Here is a 19387-nt window from a genome sequence, read left to right as displayed (position 1 = left end):
CGGTGGCGCGGGATTTTGCGCCCAAATCTCGCGCTCATCGCCAAATGCGGAGCCACAGGGGATCAAAACTTGTCGCAAACCCGGAAAGTCACATGCCTTTGTTAGAGTCCGTCCATGACGACGGAAATCAGCGAAACCGCTGCAAAACTAACTGACGTATGCCGCTCAATCTCTGACGACGAGTCTCAATGGATTGAGGCAGATGGCTATCCGGACAGTCTCGCGCTGTGCATCATTGATTCGATCTTCTCTACTGGATCGCATTACACGAGTGTTGTGAACGTCGTTACTGCATATAGGGTGATGCGTCGTGCGCAGGGCGGGGATCCGAACAGGGATGGCGTGCAAGAACTATTGGCCTCCTTCGAAGCGGTTGAGGGCAGCGCCGGTTGGGCGGAAGCCGTCAACAACCGTAAACCGTCGCACACTGGCCGCGGCGCACTGCTCAAGGCCGAAGTCGTCCGGCGTGCAGCGCTGGCACTGGCTTCGCTTGAGGGCGGTCCAATAGAGACGACCGCGGACGTAAGAGAAGAACTCCTTCGAGATTCGGAACTGAAGCGGATAAAAAGGCTTGGCTACGACTACCGAGTCAGTCCTCGGGAGTCACACAGCACAATGGAGTTTCAGCTTCAGGTCCGCGAGTTTCAACGCGTTAAAGTTCGGCAAGAATCGCTACATTCGTGGTAATGATGACAGGACGCCACCATTTCGAAGACATGAAACTTTGTCATGAAGTGGGGCTGGATCTAATCCACCGTTTGCCGCCCGCGTTCACGGATGTGGATCTCACTTAGGCGGCTCGTCTGTAGTCAGCTCCGGCGATACCTTTCGTGGCCCCGTGGTTGGTTATGCGAACAACTACGTTCTGCCTGACGGGGGAGATGTCTTTTTGGTATGGGCGATGGAAGTTGTTCGGCAGGGCATCTGCTGCCCCGTTATGGATGTCTTGTGGCATTGAATGTCGATGGTTGACCTCATGGGTTTGGCGACTGGATCGGCAAGCCTCACATGATGGGAACTTCCCCGAGGAGGGACTTGCGTTCTCATGCACAGCCGCTAGCTGAGTCCTCGCTACGGTTGATGCTTCCGCTGATCGCGATCGCGCGATTTGGCCAGTCCAACCATGCCAGGACGCGCGCACTGGGTCGCCTCGGGGTGGGGCGACTCCGTTCAGAATGTCGTTGGCAGAGGTTAGTCTCCCAATCAGCGACAATTGAAGGGAGCGATCAGGAGCGGCAGTGGTAAAACTTACATCGGTAGAAGTCTGCGCAGGAGCAGGGGGACAGGCGCTTGGGTTGGAGCAAGCTGGGTTTGACCACCTTGCCTGTGTGGAACTTGACAAGCATGCCTGCGAAACTTTGAGGTTCAATCGCCCTGAGTGGAACGTTATGGAGATGGACCTTCGGGGTTGGCAGCCAGGCGAGCAGCTGAGAGGTGTCGACTTGCTTGCCGGGGGCGTTCCGTGCCCACCGTTCAGTCTCGCAGGGAAGCAACTCGGAGCAGAGGATGAACGGGACCTCTTCCCAGAGATGGCTCGATTGGCAGAAGAACTAACACCGTCGGCAATCATGATCGAGAATGTGCGTGGCCTAATGTCACGAAAATTTGAATCCTACCGTCGCGAAGTCGTCGAGAAGTTCGAAGCACTTGGCTATGTCAATTCGGGCTGGAGGCTTCTAAATGCAGCAGACTTTGGTGTGCCACAGGCTCGCCAGCGGGCGATCCTCGTCATGGCGCGACCCGAAATAGCAGAAGAATTCCAATGGCCGAGCAAGACGAAAGCACAGCGCACGGTTGGCCAAGCTCTTTTGCCATTTATGGAGTCCGACGGTTGGAAAGGTGCTCGCGCGTGGGCGGAGTCCGCTGACCAAGTTGCGCCGGCCCTGGTTGGTGGCTCTAAGAAACACGGTGGAGCAGACCTGGGACCGACGCGAGCAAAGGATTCCTGGCGGAAGCTCGGCGTGGACGGCAAGGGCGTCGCAGATGCGCCACCAGGCAAGAATTACGAGGGCATGCCCAGGCTCACTGTCCCCATGGCGGCGGCGATCCAGGGCTTCCCGGGCGAATGGAAGATTCAGGGCCGCAAGACGGCAGCCTACAGGCAGGTCGGTAACGCATTCCCTCCGCCGGTAGCCGCGGCCATCGGTGAAATGCTTGCCGTGGCTATAAACCGAGCAAGATTGTCCGGTTAGACTAATCGCCAAATAGAGTCATCACGTATACCTGCAAGTTCAAGGAAGTGCCATGCTCTTGAATTGCGCTGATTCGGCTATCCTAGAACAATTGGGGGACCAACAAATTGAATGAAGTAGCGGATGATGAAGTACTGGATATCACGCCTGATACGAAAGTTCTTCTTGCACTTACTCATACACCACTGAAACCCCTTGATGCTTTATGTGAGCTCATCGACAATGGAATAGATGCTTTTCGTGCCGCCGAAATTGCGGGTCATCGTGTACGCCATCCGTTGTTAGAGATATCGGTACCGGGCACGACCCATGTCAAACGTGGTGAGGGAATTATCCGAGTCATTGATAACGGTGCCGGTCTAGATAGAAGAGGACTTGCGAATACACTCAGAGCTGGATTCAGTGGAAAGAATCGCTTCGACACCTTAGGCCTTTTTGGTATGGGCTTCAATATTGCCACAGGCAAGATGGGCCAAATAACAACTGTTACAACTGCTCGACGTGAAGACAACTTTGCCTTGAAAGTCGTTATTGATCTTCCCACACTAGTTAAGAACCGCAAATTTGAAGTTCCGGTGCAGGAGATTGACAAGCCTCGGGGATTTGATCACGGGACCATTGTTGAAGTTTCGTCGTGGTGGCCGGAAGGCCATCCCAACGCTGGATTCGTAGCCCAACTTGCATCAATTCCCAAGGGCACACTGAGCTCACAGATTGGAAGACGCTACGCAAGCTTGCTGCGTGAAGGCGGCGGAGCACGGGTTACTCTCAACCAGGACCTAGTAGAGGGATTCGAACATTGTGTCTGGTCCCAAGAGCGATCCGTGGAGCGGCAAGGGTGGGGACTTATTCCAGCAAGACTCGACATCGATTCCGTTGTCGCGTCACAGCGAAGGTGCCTAACCGATGGTTCGCTTTTAGAGGGTCAATCGACTGAATGTCTAGAGTGCGGAGGGTCTGAGTTTCGGACGGTAGAGGAACGCATCCGCGGCTGGGTAGGGATCCAGAGGTTTGATGACAATAACAAGTTCGGAATCGACCTCGTGAGAAATGGTCGAGTCATCCGTGTGGGTGAGAAGGATGCTTTCTTTAACCATGTAGATGAGCTCGGTGAGGCAATCAAGGAGTATCCAACAGACCAGCAGACCGGACGAATAGTCGGTGAGATTCACCTTGACCACATCCCAGTTGACTTTCAGAAGCAAGATTTCCAACGGAGCAGTGAAGAGTGGCAACGTGCCGTTCGATTCCTGCGCGGTGGTTCTTTGTTACCGAGCAACTGGCCAGCTGGCATTCGAAATGAATCGCCCGTCTCCAAGTTATTTCAAGGATATCGAAAAGTTCGTAATTACGGACGTGCCGATATGTACATGGGACGTTATGATGAAGCAGCGCGAAAGGCTGTTCGTGTAAGCCGCGAGATTGAAGCAGATTTCTATCGGAAGTTCCTTGCGCGTGAATCAGGGTACGTTGATGATGCCCGCTGGTGGGACCTTGTAGAATCCGCAAGCGTACCGCCCCTGCTCGCGATGGAAGAGTGCGTAGAATGTGGGTTTCAAAATTCACCAGACGATGAAGTTTGCGGGGACTGTGGACGAATTTTGCGGTCAAAACCCTGCATTTCTTGTGATGCGATTCTCCCACGCTCCGCTACCTTATGTCCAGAATGCGGAAATTCTCAGATCCCTGAAGTCAATGAACCTTGGAAATGTGAAGTTTGCTCACAGCAAAACGATGTTTCGAGTGATAAGTGTGGGAAATGTGATTCCCTGCGAGGAACCGAAAACCCCGTTGCTATTGAAGTTTTGAGGCGTAAAGGTGACTTGATTCCTGAACTCTCTTTTGTCGGCCGTTCGTTTGTTTTGGCCGACCTTCGGAGAACTGAGCCTTTGGATGTTTCTGTCTATAGGGCCGGGTCCTTGAAACCAGTTTTCGACGGGCCCGCGATTCCAAGCATAACTGTTAGAAGCATGGGAAAAATCGAAGTCTTTCTCGATAGTTCGCACTTGATCTTCTCTCAACTCGGTGTAAATGTTGAGGAAATAATCGCCGTCGAAGTTGCGCAGTATCTATATAATGTTCGAACAGATTTGTCCGGGAAACCTGCTCATTCTGTTGGCAATATAGCCAGTCAAGTACTTATGGATATCTGGGGCGAGCAACTATCTCACGGGGCGGCAAGGGTTACGGATGAGATTCAGACCCTATTCGAACGTATTACGGATCGCCTTGAATCCAACTCTGATGCGGTTGATTATTATGATGATTTGGATCAATTTGATCAACGCGAGTTAGCGGACCGCTTAATAAGTGCTGGAAAGCTGGATGAATTGACGAACTTGAAGATGTCTGGGCGGTACCTCCGCTTCTGCAGCCCAGGAGTTATCTCTAAGTTTTTCCGCCGCAAACCGGACGCTTGGTTCGGCAGCGTGTGGCTAGACCGCCTTCCCGAAGCGTCCGATGTTGGCGAAACTGCGGCGCAGAATGCCCGGGATCAACTGGTTGGTAACTTTTCTCGCTGTCTCGAGGACTGCGCCGCCTACCTTCGGTTCCGCTACTCTGACCCACTTATCGTTTCACGCGCAGGCATTTCGAGGGAGTTTTTGGAAAATCATCTACTATGAGCCATTTTCTGAGCGATTTTGTCATAGGAACTGCGTCCTGGCAGGCGTTTGAAAGAGTCGTGTCGCGACTCCTGATCGCTGAGGGCTTTGAATATGTGACAGTTGTGGGAACGTCTGGCGATGGGGGCGCCGACGTTCTCGCGAGCAAGGGGGGTACGCGGTGGCTTTTTCAGGTGAAGCGGTGGAATTCTCCAGTTGGGGCGAGTGTGGTCGACCGCACGATTGCAGCGGCGAGAACATACGAGGCTGACGTTCCCGTGATCGTTAGCAAGTCTGGGTTTACAGCAGATCTGCACCTGCAGCGTGTTCGCCTAGCCGCCGAGGGTATCAAGTTGCAGCTGTGGGATCGAGATGCTCTGGCGCGGCGCGCGGCGAGGCTTCCAGTTGAGCCACCATGGCTTTCTAAAAAGTCGGCGCTTAGACTCCGCGACTACCAGGAAGAAGCAGTTGGAAACATCGTAAACGCATGGCGTAATGGCCGATCTGCCTCTTCCCTTGTGGTGCTCGCCACTGGTCTTGGCAAAACGGTGGTAGCCGGCGAAGCCGTCCGAAGGTTGGCGGCGTTACAAGATGGAGCCCGGGTTCTGGTTCTAGCGCATACAAATGATCTGGTGTACCAATTAGAGCGATCCATGTGGCCATTCCTTCGCACCGAACAGGCGACGACCGTGGTAAACGGCGTGGAACGCCCTGATTGGAGCGAACTTGAGAAGTTTTCAGTAATTTTTGCAAGCCGCGACACATTAGTTTCTGCAGCCAGGAGTGGGATCGAACTTCATAGATTCGACGTTGTTGTAGTAGATGAGTGCCATCACCTCGGCGCTGATACTTATGAAGAGCTGTTGGAAAGTCTTAGTGTTGGGAAAGCGGACGGCCCTTTCTTGCTTGGATTGACTGCGACTCCATGGCGTCCAGATGGAAGTGGGCTCGATCATAGATTTGATTCGCCTGTTGTAAGCATAGATCTTATTCGTGGTCTCAAAAGTGGGTTCCTCGTGAATGTTGATTATAGGATTTTTACTGATAATGTCAGATGGGAAGCACTGAGAAAGTTACATGGTGATCGCTTTAGTCCTAAAATGATTAATCGATCCCTCTTCATCAATCAATGGGATGATGCCGTAACAGAACGAACTCAGGAGGCGTGGAATTCCCTGGATGGCACACGTCGAGGGATTGTTTTCTGTGGAACCATCGAACATGCCGAAAAGATGGCGGCTCGTATTAATGCTCTCGGTTTCACAAATGCTCGTCCTATATATTCAAAATCCTCTGATGGTCGTGTCATGGGCCCAATCGAGCGGAATCGTATTCTCTGGGATTTTTCATCGGGAAAGATTGGAATCCTGTGCGCCGTTGACGTCCTCAATGAAGGAGTCGATGTCCCAGACGTAAACCTTGTAGTGTTTCAGCGTGTAACACACAGTCGTCGTATTTTCGTTCAACAGCTTGGAAGAGGGTTACGAATTTCGCCGGGAAAGAAGCGCGTTGTTGTTCTAGATTTTGTCTCTGATATTCGTCGTTTTGCTGCAGGCCTCGAGATGCAGAGGGCTTTGGGAGGCGGGAATGAAGAGCGTGGTACAACCCTTCGTGTTGACTTGCCATCAAAAGTTAGCTTCTTGCGTGCTAATCAGATAGATAGCGACGGTGCAAGTTTCTTGAACGAATGGTTGGGCGACATCACCGAACTTGAAGAGGCTGGCGAGGATGTCAGCATAATGAGGTATCCTCCTCTTGAAAATCTTCCAGAGACGGAACGGTGGTAGGAATGACAACCTGGAGTCGTCAACGAAGCCTGGCTAAAGAATCACTCGGTGTATTACTCGAACTTCTAGAGGATGATGCCGTTTCCGACAGAAGACTTGTTCTCGGATATCTAGAGGCGAAACGTTCCCTAGCTAAGGCCTTCGAAGCTCACGCCGTAGAAAAGTACGCTGACAGCTCGGTCATGGAAGCAGTGATTAGATCCTTGACCCACGTCATGAGGATGAGTTATCCCCAAGTTGAAGACAGGTACCTCAGGGTCGTGGGATTTGGTCGTGTTCATGAGCTGCTCCTTGCGTACATGGTTCCGCGGGCAGGCCTCGATATTCCGTCTGACGAATTGCGAATGTTGACCGGTGATGCAATTCACACGGAGCGGAGGGCGCGTGACCTAAGAGATCTTGGATTCAAACTGGAAGCCTTCGACGGTACGCTTGGCCCAACGTATAAGCTCAACGAAGCCATTCCGGACCTCGATGTGGGAGCTGCTTCACTAATTCGCCGGAACATACGCAATGATAAAGCGATTGATAACAGTACAAAGCAGAGGTTACTGGCAGAGGCGGGTCTGCCTGCTTGACATGCTCTCGATCGGACTCCGGCCTCAGACTATGAGCAGAGACTGTGCTCCAATCAACGTTGCATAAGAACGGCTACGGTGGAGTTTGCTTCCAATACGTTCGTGTTGGAAGACCTTTGGGGCTTAGCTGCTGCGTGGTCTGCGCCAACTTCGCGTTCCAGCTGGCGGAATCGTGACCAGCGGGCCGGACGATGACTGGCTACCTTGCGAGCCCGCCAACCAGAACCCGTTGGCGGGGGCATGCCTGCGTTGTGCGCGATCATCCACTCTATGGTTGCAGCGGCGTGTTCCTTGCCGTCTTCGGGAAGCCGCACACTACGCTCGATTCCGTACTCCCACGCTGCCGATCCTTCCGACTCCAGCCGTCTAGTTGCTGGCATTCGTGCTGGACCTGCTGACTATCTCGTCGCTGAGCAGTTTCGGCGCGCCGGTTGCCTTGTCCGTCGTGAACCTCGCTGTCATCGAGCACTACTACTTCGACCGGAAAGTCCGCGAGGCTCGCAGGCCTATTCACAACTTGGTGGTGCCCGCCATCGGCTTTGCCCTGTTTGTCTGGTTAGGGACGAGCCTGAGTGGGCTGTCCCGGGGCTTCAGTCGGCTCGGGCGGGAGTTGGCCTTGCCTACCTTGCCTATCGGACTCGCGGTTTCCGCAGGCCGGCACGGCAGCCGGATTTGAGGGAAGCGTAGACCCGTCAGGCGTGCCCCACGCTGTCCGCCACCAGCTTCGCGTCCAGCCCCACCCCGCCCAGTATCGACGAGTAGTGCCGTGTCAGCCAAGGAAGTCCCACGGCATACAGCCCGGCTTGCTCGGTAACGCCGCCGGTGTGTCGCGGATACCCCCATTCGTCCATCACGGGTATGTCGACGAACGACATGTCCAGCCCGTACCCGGTCGCCCACAACACGGACGTGATGCCAGCGTCGGCCAAGTTCAAGGAAGCAGGCTCTGACGGGAGCCAGTCGTCGTCGGGCACGGGCGGCTGGTCCGGCGCAACCAGGCCGGCGGCTGCGATGTAGGCGTCGATGGTTTTGCGCATGCGTTGGTTGAAGCCTTGCTCGACTGTAGTGAGGCGTTCGGGGAGGTCATCGCTGAAGGTGATGTCGCCGTCGTCGATTGTTTCCAGGCGGCCGTGCAGGTGCATGCCGCGACGGCCGAGTTCGCGGAGGTGGATGTCGTGGCCGCCGTCGGTGCCGGAGAGCAGTGGGTTGCAGGCGAGGCGGGCGGCGGGGGAGGGGAGCGCCTCGCGGGTGAGGGCGTTGACGCCGTAGTCGGGGCCGTGTTTGCCGGTTTCGAGGAGCCAGTAGAGGATGTCCTGGCCGCGGTATCGGCGGGGCGCTTCGGGGCAGGTGGAGACGGCGAGGTGGACTTCGCGACCGGCGTCGTGCAATTCCTCGGCGATCTGCCCACCCGACTGCCCTGTGCCAACAATCAGCACAGCACCCTCGGGCAGTTGCTGCGGATTGCGGTAGTCGTGGGTGTGGAGTTGGGTGACTTCCTCGGAAAGCTTGCCGGCCACGGCTGGCACCTTGGGCACCTGGTAGGCGCCGGTAGCAAGCACCACCTTCCTGGCTCCCAGCCTGCCCTGCGAAGTTTCGAGGCTGAAAGTGCCGTTCGTTCCGGCCGACAGCCTGGTGACGTCGACGCCGGTATGGATCGGGGCGCTGATCACTTCGGCGTATCGCCTGAGCAAATTTACGACGGCGGTTCGGGGCAGAAAGCCTTCGGGGTCATCGGCGGTGTAGGGCATCCCAGGAAGGTCGAGCGTGTAATTGGGGGTGTTCATGTAGAACCCGTCCCAGCGGTCCTGGAACGCGCCGCCGAGGGAGCCGCGCCGCTCGAGAAGCTGATGCTCGACGCCCGCTTGCGTGAGCCAGTAACTGGTGGCGAGACCGGCTTGGCCGGCGCCGATGATCACGGTATCTGGGGCAGATCCCATGGCGTGGATTTTACGCTTGGGGCTACTGTTTGGGGATGGGTTTTGGTGGGTTCGTTTAGTTGTTTTGTGCCTCGAAGAACGCTGCTATTTCAGCGTCCGTCGGTTCCCTGAGTTCTACGGGGGTTGTGGCCGGCGTCGGGGCTATGAAGTCGTGGATGGAGGTCTGGCCTTCGAGCTCTGGGGTGGGCTCGGACGTAGCGTCGTCGGTCATTCGCGGCTCCTGGGGTCAAAGTGTTAGACCACCATATTCGGCAGGCCGCCTGATCCTTCGGAAGACATGCAGGGACGCCCGGTGGGTTGGAGGATCGCTGACCCTCCAACCCACCCCTACGTGAAGCTTATGCAGAGACGAGCGCTTTGGCGGGGGAGTCTTTGACGCCTACAGGCCTGAGCAGCGTGAGTGTGAGGGCAACACCGGTCAGGATGATCGCCGGGACGGCCATGGCCCACCAGAGGGCATGATGTTCGAGGAGAGCTCCGGCAATTGCACCCAAGAACATCGATAGGACGGCCGCGAGCCGGCGAAGGGTCGCTACCGTCTTTGCGCCACCCCAAAAACGTCCTGCTTCGCTGAAGAGCAGGGACAGCGTAGAGGTGATGACCACCGTGGAAACGTCCGGTACCCCCACCCTGCGCGCTGCGATCGCCTGAAAGCCCATGAAGATGCCGATGGCCACCGTTGCGGCATGCATCAGGGGTTCAGTGAGGGGCAGCATGGCCATGAGGACCGTGACGGCAACCATGCCGGCGGCGATGAACCAGAACACGGGGATGACGGCCGTATCCTTAGCGTTCTTGGGAGGAAACCGTCGCAGGATCAGCCCGAGGATCCACGAACCGAAGGCGAAGCCACCGAGCGCGGTGAGGGGTCCCCAGAGCGTTATGTGTTCGGATCCAGCGAGGGCCAGGCCCACCAGGATGACATTGCCGGTCATGTTCGCGCCGAAAATATGCTCCATGCCCAGATAAGTGGCAGCATCCAGCGCTCCGGTACCGAAACTCACGGCGATCATCAACCAGAACGTGATTCGTTGTGAAACCACCCGGCTACGTCCCGTCCGCCAACAACCCGTCGGAACGCGGATCGGACCCTACCGCGATGGATGCCGCATCCTCAATTAGCCGAACCACCTGCAGATGGCCGGCTGCGTCGTCGAAGGCTTCCAGTTCCTTGGAACGGAATCCTGCGGCGTGCAGGGCTTGGACCGCACGGTTGGAGACTCCTGATTCGATGGCGATAGTCGCGGCATCATCAGCCGCGGCCGCCCCGGCTTCCATCTGCCCGATGATCCATCGGGCACGGGCGGACGCCGCGTCGGGAGCCATGCCCAAGGCCAAGTTCAGTGCGAGGTGGGTATGGACCTGGGGTTGCGCCCTGCCGCCCATGGTGCCGTGCGCCCCGACCAGCTTTCCGTCTTTTCGAACCAGCACGGGCATGAGCGTGTGCGGAGGGCGCGTGCTTGGCCGCAATTCGTTCGCTGCCCCCGGCGTGAGGCTGAAGGAGGCGGCCCTGTTGTGGAGGAGAATTCCAGTGCCTGGATCCAGGACGCAAGATCCAAAAGCGTGGAAGGCGCTCTGTATGAGCGAGACCCAATTTCCTTCTGAGTCAGCGGTGACGACGGCCACCGTATCGCCGGTTCGTCGGGCGTAGGTGCGTCCGGCGTTGCTTCCCGACAGGCTGCGAGTGAGGGCGCGCTGTGCCGTCGCGGCGGCGGTTTCGCGTGACAGCAGGACGTCGACAGGAACCTCGCGATGTGAGGGATCGCCTAAGTACTGATCCCTGTCTCGAGCAGCTGCAGCGAGAATGCCGGCGATGACGCCGGCGTCTTCGCCATCCGGGTCTGGGATGCGCCCCAGCTCGTCAGCCACGACATCCAGCGCGGCCAGGCCTTGGAGGAAAAAGGTTCCTTGGCTGTTGCCTGCGGCGCTGAGGTATTCGGTCCCGGCAAACTCTACGGAAGCAGGGCGTTCAAGGGTGGCTTGGTGATCCTCAAGGTCCTTGCGAGTGAGCTCGCTGCCCAAGCTGCGGAGTGTTTCAAGAACGCTGTCGCCAATGGGTCCCCGGTAGAAGGCATTCACGCCATCCTCAGCTAAGCGGGTCAACGTCTCTGCAAGGCGGACTAGTTTGAGGGTTTCACCTTGCTTGAGGACTACCCCGTCCTGAAAAAATACTTCACGGCATCCCGCATCCTGGGACAGGAGATGCTGTTCGCGTATCAGGTCGCGGGCAACACCAGGTGCTACGGTGACCCCGGCCTTTGCCACGGCTGCAGCCGGGAGTAGGGCAGCCGCCAGAGGCTGACGTCCCCACTTGTCGGCAAGAACCTCCCAAGCGCTGAGAACGCCGGGCACAGTGACGCTCAGAGCTCCGGCCACGGGCACGAAGCCGTCCGGTCCTATGTATTTGTTGCGGTCAGTGATGCGGGCGGAGCGCCCGCTGCCATTGACGACTGTGACGTTTCCGTCGGGGGTACCAACCATCGCTATGGCATCGCCGCCGATGGTGCACTGATTGGGATAGACAACGGTGAGCATGGCTGCCGCAGCCAAGGCGGCGTCCACCGCGTTGCCACCTTCGGCGAATGCCCGATGGGCTGCGGCCGTCGCTCCGGAATGCGGAGTGGCCGCCGCCCCGGTGAGGGAGTTCTGATTCATTGCTTAGGTTGCTTTCTCGTTTGGTGTGTCAGGGTCCCAGGCGCCGACGCCGATGGCCTCGGCGACCTGGTGGATGTGCCCGGACATGGATGCGCGTGCTTCGTCGGCATCGTGGGCGCGGATGGCCTCGTAGATCCTCCGATGCGCGGCCACGGATTGCTCTATTCGAGCCATGGTTTGGTGGGTTCTCTCCCGGGAAGGTGCCATCCATTCGTTGGCGACACCCAGGAGCTGAACCAGCATGGGATTGCGGGTTAGCTTCGCAACTGCAGCGTGGAACTCGACGTCGAGGCGAACGAGCAGTTGGAGGGATGGTTCCCGGCGGCGGAGTTCACTCTCAGCAAGCTCCAGTGGTTGGAGCAGAACTCCCAGTTCACTGGCTCTCGCGCGGAGAGCGGCACGCTCAGCCATCGGAGGTTCTACCACTGCGCGCAGGTCCATTACCTCGGCCAGCATCCTCTGTGAGGAATCCATGGCTCCGAGCATTCCTGCGTGGAGCTCGGGCCTGGTTTGTTCCTCAACAATCGTCCCGCGTCCTGGTTTGCGGCTTATGAGGCCTCGCAGCTCCAGCTCGCGCAGGGCTTCCCGGACAGAAGTGCGGGATATGCCGGCGGTCTGGGCCAATTCCCGTTCGTTGGGAAGTTTGTCGCCTGCCTTGAGTTCACCGTTGGTGATCATCCGGATCAGCTTTTCACTTAACCGTTCGGAAAGGGGGCCGCTGGCCACGGAAAGACTGCTCATGGACGACATAGTTACCTCCGCTGAATTGGTTAGACAAACCTACCAGCCGCAGAACCCACGCCCGGTCTGGCTAGTCGACGATCTCTACGGTTACCCAGTTCTCGAAACAACTGCCGCCGGCAAGGCTCATAACGCCGATTGTTGCCCGCCCACCCAGCCCGACTTCGGGACCAAACACTTCCACGAAGAGGTCTGTGGCTCCCGAGGAGACCTTGTGGACTTCAGTGAATTCCATCGTGGAGGTCACGAAGCACAGCGAACGAACGATACCTTTCACGCGGTCCAAGGAGCCGAGTGCCAAGCGGATTCCGCCCAGGCAGTTCAGAGCCGTCAGACGGGCGGCCTCATAACCCTCCTCGACGCTGAGGTTGGCCCCGAGGCGCCCTGGGTATCGGACTGTGCCATCGCTTTTGTCCGGGGTATGACCGCTGAGGTACAGAACGTTCCCCACAATATGGTGCGGCTTCATGCTCCCGTACGTGTCGGCTCCGTAGTAGCCGTCGACTTTGAAATCCGGTATTTCCAGACCGAGTTCCCGGGCGCGGTCTTCATAACTAGTGGTCAAGGTACTGCTCCTAAATGTCCTGCCTCGCCAGCGGCAGATAGTCCAATGGTCCAACCAAGTACCTATGAGCGTAGTCACACGAGAGGACCAGGTCAATAAGACAACGAAAAAATGAACAAGATTCATAAAAACCGTTGACTTAGGTCCAAAGGTCGGACAAACTCCAGATATGGGAGTCATCGCCGCCTCCCGTACAACCAAGTGATTCCCCCCCAACACCAGCTCTGACTTGAGCTGGTACGTCACTTGCAAAGGAATTCCCATGTCCACTCCGGACCACCCCCTTCAGCCCTTACAGGTCAGTTACGTGGATGACCCTCGCGTCGTGAAAGAAGCCGCGACCGAGGACTACACCACCCACGTAGTCCCTCTCTCGTGGCGCAGTAACAAGAAGTCCCTGTCGATGTCGTGGTACTCGCTGGTCAGCGGAATGTTCTACCTCGTCACCGCGGCAACGCTGGCCGCAGTCGTTGGAACCGTCGACACCCTTATCGGCATAGTCCTGGCCTGCCTGGCTTTCGGAGGCTTGGGCTTTATCTTCTCCAGTTACGCGGCCAAGACAGGCCTGACAGTCGCACTCGTTTCCCAGCGGCTGTTCGGTGCCTCAGGTTCCATCGTGGCCCCGCTCATCCTCGCGGCCACCTCCATCTATTACGCCGTGTTTGAAAGCTCAATGATCGCCCATGCCTTCCATGCATATATCGGCGGCATTGATATCCGGATCTGGTACGCGATCGCAGTGGCCATGAACCTTCCACTGGTCATGGGCGGAATCAGGCGTTGGATGGACAAGTACAACGCTGCCTTGCTTCCGGTCTACTGGGGCGGACTCATCCTGGTGATCGTCTTGGCTGCCACCCACGCAGACACGTCGGCTTGGCTCGCACATACCCCCGAAGAAGCCACAAGCCTTGCTGCGCCTGGCTGGCTATACGCCTTCTTTATCTACCTGGGTGTCCTCGTCCTCATGATGTTCACCATGGACTTCGCCCGCTTCGGCAAACCACGCGACACCAAGGTCAACGGCGTCGTCACCTTCGGACCCGTCTTCTACTTCTTCGTCTACCTTGCCAACGGTCTCATCGGCATTTTCATCGCCTACTCCGCCGGCCTTGCGGGCGGCGTATCCTCCACGGCAATCGTCGAGTTCATCGTCACGCTGATGGGTGGATGGGGCCTCTTCCTGGTCTGGGTCACGCAAGCCCGCATCAACACTGCCAACTTCTATGTAGCCTCAACCAACATGGAAGCCCTCTGGACCAGGCTCTTCCGCGCTCGGCTTCCACGAGCATGGGCAGTGCTGATTTGTGGTGCCATCACCTACCTGATCATGCTCACCGACGTTCTCAACTACGTGCTTGTTGCCCTTGCCTGGCAGGGTGCGTTCATTGCATCGTGGGTTGGCATCATGCTCGTCCACATTCTTTTCAGCTCGCGAGGCGACAAGAATGGACTGCCGGAAGTCCGCCCGGGGCGATTGGCCCGCTTCACTTTGGGAAGCTGGATTTGGATTGGCAGTTCACTACTCGGTGCGTTGCTCTACCAGTTCGGCGGTCCATTCGGAGCAACCTGGTCGACGCCGCTTACGTTGACTCTTGCGTCAGTCCTGTACGCAGCGGCGTTCAAAGCCCAAACCCGTAGCGCCATCCTCCGCCGTCGCAACGATCCCCGAGACGAAGTGGATGACATTTGGGAAGCACGCATCCGCTGCCATGCGTGCGACCACAGCTACATTGCTGCCGAAATGGATCGTGATCCCAGCGTTCCTGGGCAGCCTCCCATCTGCTCAGCCTGCGCGGGGCTCAGCCGAAGGTATCTGAATGCTTGCAAGCATGAGGATGCGACCCTGTCCTTCAGCGCAACTGAGCACGATCACTTGCCCGTGTAAGTAACTGGTGATGGCTGCGCACCCCTTGGGTGCCGCAGCCATCGCCAGTATCCGTCCGGATTTCTGATTGAGTACTCGCAGCGACGGGTGCGGCTCAGGACCGAGTGTCCTATGCCTGTGTGAAGCCGTTCAAGACCGTGTACGTTCCGCCGATTTCTTGCGCCACCTTGTCCAGGTCCTTGCCGCTCCAGTTTTCCTCCAACGCGAGGGACAAGTCTGCGACGATCCAGTTCTCGCCTTCAACGATCGCCAACGGCTGCGAGGTATCCATATAGACCTGCGCGGCGTCGGCCCGAGCATCCGAGCTCTTGAACCACTCGATCTGAACCCTTTTGCCACAAACCGCATATTCGGCCGTGAACCCGGCCAGGTCCGGGTCCACGATCGGTCTCGCGGTTGGCTCGCTCTCGCAGCCGACGACGGCGGCAACGGCCTCTCGAGCTTCGGCCAGTGACGCGAAGGTCGGGCCTGGCACGGGTGGGAGGCCGACGTCGGGCTCTGTCGCCCGCTCAGACGTGCAGCTGGACAACATGCCGACTATAGCGAACCCTGCCGCAATGCACACGAATTGCCGCGAACTAATCACTGGACACCCCCATTTGTCAGTGATGCCATCCTTGCACGACTACGTGCCGTACGGGGATAGGAGACGATAGGCTTCTTGGACGACTTCGTAGGGGGACGATTTCCATAATGAACGCTGCACGTAAGATCCGCGTACTGAGCTTGGCATCCTCGGCCTTAGTTTTGGCCATTCTGATTTTGCAGTTCACCCACGTGATCAACGGGTTCTGGAGTGTGACGCTGCTCGTCATCGTCGGGATTCCCGTGACGGTTGCTTGGGTGATCTTGGAGAGGCGCTTGGGGGCCGAGAAAATGCGGGACGCGGCTTAGGCCGCCGATTCCGGCGCCGATCTTAAAAATGTCAGTGGTGGATGCCATGCTGCCCCGATGGATCAATTTCCGTTTACACAAAGGCTGCCGCTGACCCTCCGAGCACGTCTTTGGTGGTACGACGGCGCCGGCGTTCGGGTGCGTGGGTGGTCAAGCCGACAGTGGCTAACCGTGACGGTCCTTCTTGGGCTCACGGCCAGCCTCCTCTCAGGCCTGACATTCTTCTCATCCGACCTGCTCACCGTCGGGTGCCTGGTTGCTGGTTCGTTCAGCCTTATGGGGCTGAGTTGGTACACCGGCTATTCGTCGCGCGAAGCCAGGGCTGCCACGGAGAGGTGCACTGGTTTGTCTTAGGCCTCGCGCGGGAGGCTGATGTGGATGGCCCCGCCGGAAAAGTGTTCCCAGAAGGTATCAGGATCAACCTGCAGGCTGCGTCCTTCCGTTGGATGCTGGCTGGACGGTCGATGGATGACCACGTGGCCCGCATCGGAGAAGCCGGCCACCACCGCAAGGTGGCCGGAGTCGCTGTCGTCCTCGAAGGATGAGCTGATCGAAACGATCAGAACTCCAGGCGCCCTCACAGCCTGCCAAAAGTCGTCCCGGCGTGAGAGCGTCACCACCTGAGCGACGAGTCCGCACCCCCTTGCGTGACGCGCCAAACCTCGGTGGTTCCAGCCGTGCGTCTCTGTATAGCCACCGAGCCGGAGGAGTTCCTCAGTGATGGTGGCGGGCAGCAGAGTATGAGCGGGAGTCAGGTGTCCATATGCCATACGCAGGCAAGCAATACCGCAGGAGCGGGTGTCCCAGTATGTGGCCGCCGCGTGGCTGGGGTATCCCAAGCGCTCCCAGTCGTGGCTCACCATAGAGCTGAAGAACGGCACAAGCAGTTTTGGCGCAGGGCCAATTGGGTGCCTCACCAGCGCCGCGTTTGCTCAGGATTCCGACCTTTCCATTCATCCGAGGCAAAGAACTCCCGGAGAACCTCCTCACCACCCTCTGAGATGCGGACTTCCGTGTCCGAACCGACAAAGAGGGGAAGGTAGCCCTTTTGCTTCGCTACGTAGTTTGCGACTTCCAAGGGTGGCATGTCCGGGGGACCTGCAACGTCGCCAAGCAGGAGGCGGCCAACGATGCCTTCGCACCCAGCCACCTGCATGATGACCCTCAGCTCGAAATCCCGAAGGACGTGCGGTTCCCAGATGCTTTTCAATGGCAGCGGACCGAACGTTGATTCACCAGCCCGGTATTCCCTGTGCATGTGTTCCCCCTGATTCCTGACGTTCTCCCCAACCCTAGGTGAGCCGCACTGAAGGTTCGTGACGCACCCAACTGTCATGCCGCCGTCGTACGCACCACTCAGATGCCGGCCTTGGCACGCGGATGCTTCATCCGCCAAAGTCGCCGAAAGGCCCGCGCCCGCGTGAAAACTCGCCGGACTCGTTTACGGAAATACCACGTCAGGGCGAGGCCAAGGATCACAACCGGGAGTAACTCGGGGGCCAACGCGAACGCGCCCACGAGGATTTCGAATGCTTCCAATCCGATGAGGGAGATGGCCGCAAACCAGACCCAGCCACCGAACAGTGTGGCTTTGGTGGCAATTCGGAGTGCGAGGCGTCGGGTGAGCCTCCATCGCAGCCGCAAGTGACGGATCGGACGTGAGCGGAATCGGCCGGGCCTGGAACGAAATGAAGACAGAAGGGTGCTGAGGGACATTGCGATGAGCTCCTTGTGATGGCAGTGAGAGAACTGTCATGAGGTCGCTCAAAGAGCAGCAGCGCAAGCAGCGCGCAGGCCTGATCCAGCGGTGACGCGAAGGTGTCCGAGACGGATTTCAGGGGGCTGCTTGGAGGCTCCTGGGGCGACAGCGAGGCTGACCCGGAGCGCGTGGACCTGTCCCACCTTTGGGGACGGACCTGGCCAATGACGAGGAAATCGGTCGGGGGGTGTCATCGACTGCTGGCGTACTGGCGTGGACCGCCAGCCCAATCATGGTGCAAAGCAACGCCCGGAACGTATGAGCCAGGAGGACGGTGACGGCCAACACCAACGCAAGAAGCGCGAAAGCCGTCAGTGGAGGAGCGCCCGCGCTGATGGTCGTGCGGATTGCAACATCAGCCTGGACAAAGCGTTCCAATAGGCTCAATCCGAGCAATGACATGTCCCCCCCAAATGCTCACGTCCTGTCAGCATACGGCGCTCTGCGGCACGACAAGCAAGGCCAGGCGGTGACAGCGCCGATGCGCACCAAACCGTCACGCCGCCGTCGTACCTGACACCCAACTAAAGGGCAGGCACCTGCCCCGTTGAAGCGACGGAAGGGTGATTATGGAATTCCTGGCTGACTTGGGGGAGTTCGTTGGTGCGATCGTGGGGATGGTGACGCTCGTCTATGTCATGAGAGCCACCAGGCTTTCGGGCCAGGCCGTGCGGGATGCGCAGCGCATGCTTGAGCTGGAGGGGGAACGGGACGAACGAACGATCGCCTTGCAGGAGCGGCGGCAAGCCACGCAGGTGGCCTTCTGGCCGGTGAGGGGAGAAGTCGATGGCGGATTCCAATGGGGGATCGAACTGGTGAACTCGAGCGATGCCCCTGTGTTCGGGATGGAGCTCAGCAGGTCGGAAGGCAAAGCCGGGAAGGGAACCGCAATCCCTGAGATCCAAGCATCGGCCAAGATCCTTCCGCCCGGCCGCTACTTTTTCAGTGAGCGGAAGCGGTGGCCCATCCATGTGGAGCCGGGCAAAGTCTTGGAGCCCATCCCCGGTAACACTGTCTACATGGCGTCGGTGACTTTCACGGATTGCGACGGCCGGGGATGGCATCGTGGAGTGGACGGGCATCTGCAGCGCAAAACCGAGGATGACTTGGTATGAACGAGAAAACCACACCTGCTGGATTAATCCGTCCCAGTACTAGCCATACCGCCAGATGTCTGTAAACTTGACGGTGTTGTTGTGTTTGGCATTTGGTAGTTCAGGCAGTCCCCGCAGTCCACTTTGGTCTGCGACCTTCTGAAGTAACGGTGGAGAACACCCCACACCGGAGACCCGAAAGTCGGGAACAATCTCCACCTTCAGTTAGGACTGAAATTATGGCTACAGGTACCGTCAAGTGGTTTAACGCTGAAAAGGGCTTCGGCTTCATCTCCCCGGAAGATGGCAGCCAGGACGTTTTCGCTCACTACTCCGCAATCAACTCCTCGGGCTACCGCTCCCTCGAAGAGAACCAGAAGGTCTCCTTCGACGTCGAGCAGGGCCCCAAGGGTCCCCAGGCAGTAAACATCCAGGCTATCTAGTCTTCGGATAACTCAAGAGCAGGGCCGGTCACTGACCGGCCCTGCTTTTTGTCGTATCCATCGTATATATCTACTAGTGCTGATCATGGCAATCGAACACATATCCACATAGCGAATTACACCCATGTAGTTCCCTTCCCGAAGCCCCTAGCGTGGACATCAAGACACCATCACGCAAGGGGTACCGATGATCTGCCCGAGCTTCCACCAGAGCCAATCCGAGCCCGAAAACCACCACCTAGACGATCCGC

Annotated in this window: 19 protein-coding genes; 10 read left to right on the top strand and 9 right to left on the bottom strand. The window is 57.9% G+C overall.

Features of this window, described 5'->3' with window-relative positions; all coding sequences use genetic code 11:
• Nucleotides 1-114 precede the first annotated feature (114 nt).
• The 6 genes from ACIQT2_RS13765 to ACIQT2_RS13740 all read left to right on the top strand — a co-directional run bounded on the left by ACIQT2_RS13765 (nt 115) and on the right by ACIQT2_RS13740 (nt 7836).
• Nucleotides 115-687 carry a hypothetical protein gene (locus tag ACIQT2_RS13765; RefSeq protein ID WP_402947269.1) on the top strand — a complete coding sequence of 191 codons (573 nt, stop codon included), beginning with the start codon at nt 115-117 and terminating at the stop codon, nt 685-687.
• Nucleotides 688-1238: 551 nt separating this feature from the next.
• Nucleotides 1239-2192: a DNA cytosine methyltransferase gene (locus tag ACIQT2_RS13760; RefSeq protein WP_402947266.1), complete on the top strand. Its 954-nt coding sequence runs from the start codon at nt 1239-1241 to the stop codon at nt 2190-2192.
• Between the two features lie 107 nt (nt 2193-2299).
• A complete protein-coding gene (locus ACIQT2_RS13755) occupies nt 2300-4816 on the top strand; it encodes an ATP-binding protein (RefSeq protein WP_402947264.1) in 2517 nt (838 codons plus the stop codon).
• Nucleotides 4813-6582: a DEAD/DEAH box helicase family protein gene (locus ACIQT2_RS13750; RefSeq protein WP_402947261.1), complete on the top strand. Its 1770-nt coding sequence runs from the start codon at nt 4813-4815 to the stop codon at nt 6580-6582. The genes ACIQT2_RS13755 and ACIQT2_RS13750 overlap by 4 nt, the downstream gene beginning before the upstream one ends.
• 2 nt (nt 6583-6584) lie before the next feature.
• Nucleotides 6585-7160 carry a hypothetical protein gene (locus tag ACIQT2_RS13745; protein WP_402947258.1) on the top strand — a complete coding sequence of 192 codons (576 nt, stop codon included), beginning with the start codon at nt 6585-6587 and terminating at the stop codon, nt 7158-7160.
• Between the two features lie 370 nt (nt 7161-7530).
• A complete protein-coding gene (locus ACIQT2_RS13740) occupies nt 7531-7836 on the top strand; it encodes a hypothetical protein (protein WP_402947255.1) in 306 nt (101 codons plus the stop codon).
• Nucleotides 7837-7852: 16 nt separating this feature from the next.
• Here the strand turns inward: ACIQT2_RS13740 and ACIQT2_RS13735 are convergent, their stop codons facing one another.
• From ACIQT2_RS13735 to ACIQT2_RS13710, 6 genes are all read right to left on the bottom strand, one after another.
• On the bottom strand, nt 7853-9097 hold the full coding sequence (locus tag ACIQT2_RS13735; protein WP_402947253.1) for a flavin-containing monooxygenase: 1245 nt from the start codon (nt 9095-9097) through the stop codon (nt 7853-7855).
• A 55-nt stretch (nt 9098-9152) separates the two neighbouring features.
• Nucleotides 9153-9308 (bottom strand): hypothetical protein, encoded by a 156-nt coding sequence (locus ACIQT2_RS13730; protein ID WP_402947250.1) that lies wholly within the window; start codon nt 9306-9308, stop codon nt 9153-9155.
• A 127-nt stretch (nt 9309-9435) separates the two neighbouring features.
• Nucleotides 9436-10140: a YoaK family protein gene (locus ACIQT2_RS13725; protein WP_402947248.1), complete on the bottom strand. Its 705-nt coding sequence runs from the start codon at nt 10138-10140 to the stop codon at nt 9436-9438.
• A gap of 4 nt (nt 10141-10144) precedes the next feature.
• Entirely contained in the window at nt 10145-11752 is a 1608-nt protein-coding gene (locus tag ACIQT2_RS13720; protein WP_402947245.1) for a gamma-glutamyltransferase family protein, read from the bottom strand.
• Between the two features lie 3 nt (nt 11753-11755).
• Complete coding sequence (locus tag ACIQT2_RS13715) at nt 11756-12493, bottom strand: FadR/GntR family transcriptional regulator (protein WP_402947243.1); 738 nt, start codon at nt 12491-12493, stop codon at nt 11756-11758.
• 70 nt (nt 12494-12563) lie between these two features.
• Entirely contained in the window at nt 12564-13058 is a 495-nt protein-coding gene (locus ACIQT2_RS13710) for a RidA family protein (RefSeq protein WP_402947240.1), read from the bottom strand.
• Between the two features lie 262 nt (nt 13059-13320).
• On the opposite strand from ACIQT2_RS13710, the gene ACIQT2_RS13705 reads away from it, so the two are divergent.
• Nucleotides 13321-14946: a purine-cytosine permease family protein gene (locus ACIQT2_RS13705; protein WP_402947237.1), complete on the top strand. Its 1626-nt coding sequence runs from the start codon at nt 13321-13323 to the stop codon at nt 14944-14946.
• 109 nt (nt 14947-15055) lie between these two features.
• On the opposite strand, the gene ACIQT2_RS13700 is transcribed toward ACIQT2_RS13705, so the two are convergent.
• The gene (locus ACIQT2_RS13700; RefSeq protein ID WP_402947235.1) at nt 15056-15421 is read right to left on the bottom strand and encodes a hypothetical protein; all 366 of its coding nucleotides are present in this window, start codon (nt 15419-15421) and stop codon (nt 15056-15058) included.
• A gap of 218 nt (nt 15422-15639) precedes the next feature.
• Between ACIQT2_RS13700 and ACIQT2_RS13695 the strand changes: the two genes are divergently transcribed.
• Entirely contained in the window at nt 15640-15840 is a 201-nt protein-coding gene (locus tag ACIQT2_RS13695; protein ID WP_402947232.1) for a hypothetical protein, read from the top strand.
• Nucleotides 15841-16190: 350 nt separating this feature from the next.
• On the opposite strand, the gene ACIQT2_RS13690 is transcribed toward ACIQT2_RS13695, so the two are convergent.
• Both ACIQT2_RS13690 and ACIQT2_RS13685 read right to left on the bottom strand, forming a co-directional pair.
• Complete coding sequence (locus tag ACIQT2_RS13690; protein ID WP_402947229.1) at nt 16191-16610, bottom strand: hypothetical protein; 420 nt, start codon at nt 16608-16610, stop codon at nt 16191-16193.
• A 143-nt stretch (nt 16611-16753) separates the two neighbouring features.
• On the bottom strand, nt 16754-17098 hold the full coding sequence (locus ACIQT2_RS13685) for a hypothetical protein (protein WP_402947226.1): 345 nt from the start codon (nt 17096-17098) through the stop codon (nt 16754-16756).
• A 1070-nt stretch (nt 17099-18168) separates the two neighbouring features.
• On the opposite strand from ACIQT2_RS13685, the gene ACIQT2_RS13680 reads away from it, so the two are divergent.
• Complete coding sequence (locus ACIQT2_RS13680; protein ID WP_402947223.1) at nt 18169-18714, top strand: hypothetical protein; 546 nt, start codon at nt 18169-18171, stop codon at nt 18712-18714.
• A gap of 218 nt (nt 18715-18932) precedes the next feature.
• Nucleotides 18933-19136: a cold-shock protein gene (locus ACIQT2_RS13675; RefSeq protein WP_021472668.1), complete on the top strand. Its 204-nt coding sequence runs from the start codon at nt 18933-18935 to the stop codon at nt 19134-19136.
• Nucleotides 19137-19387: the final 251 nt, after the last annotated feature.

The organism is Paenarthrobacter sp. NPDC090522, assembly GCF_044769225.1.
In the GTDB taxonomy this organism is placed as follows: Bacteria; Actinomycetota; Actinomycetes; order Actinomycetales; family Micrococcaceae; genus Arthrobacter.
This window is presented reverse-complemented; position numbering and strand designations above follow the sequence as displayed.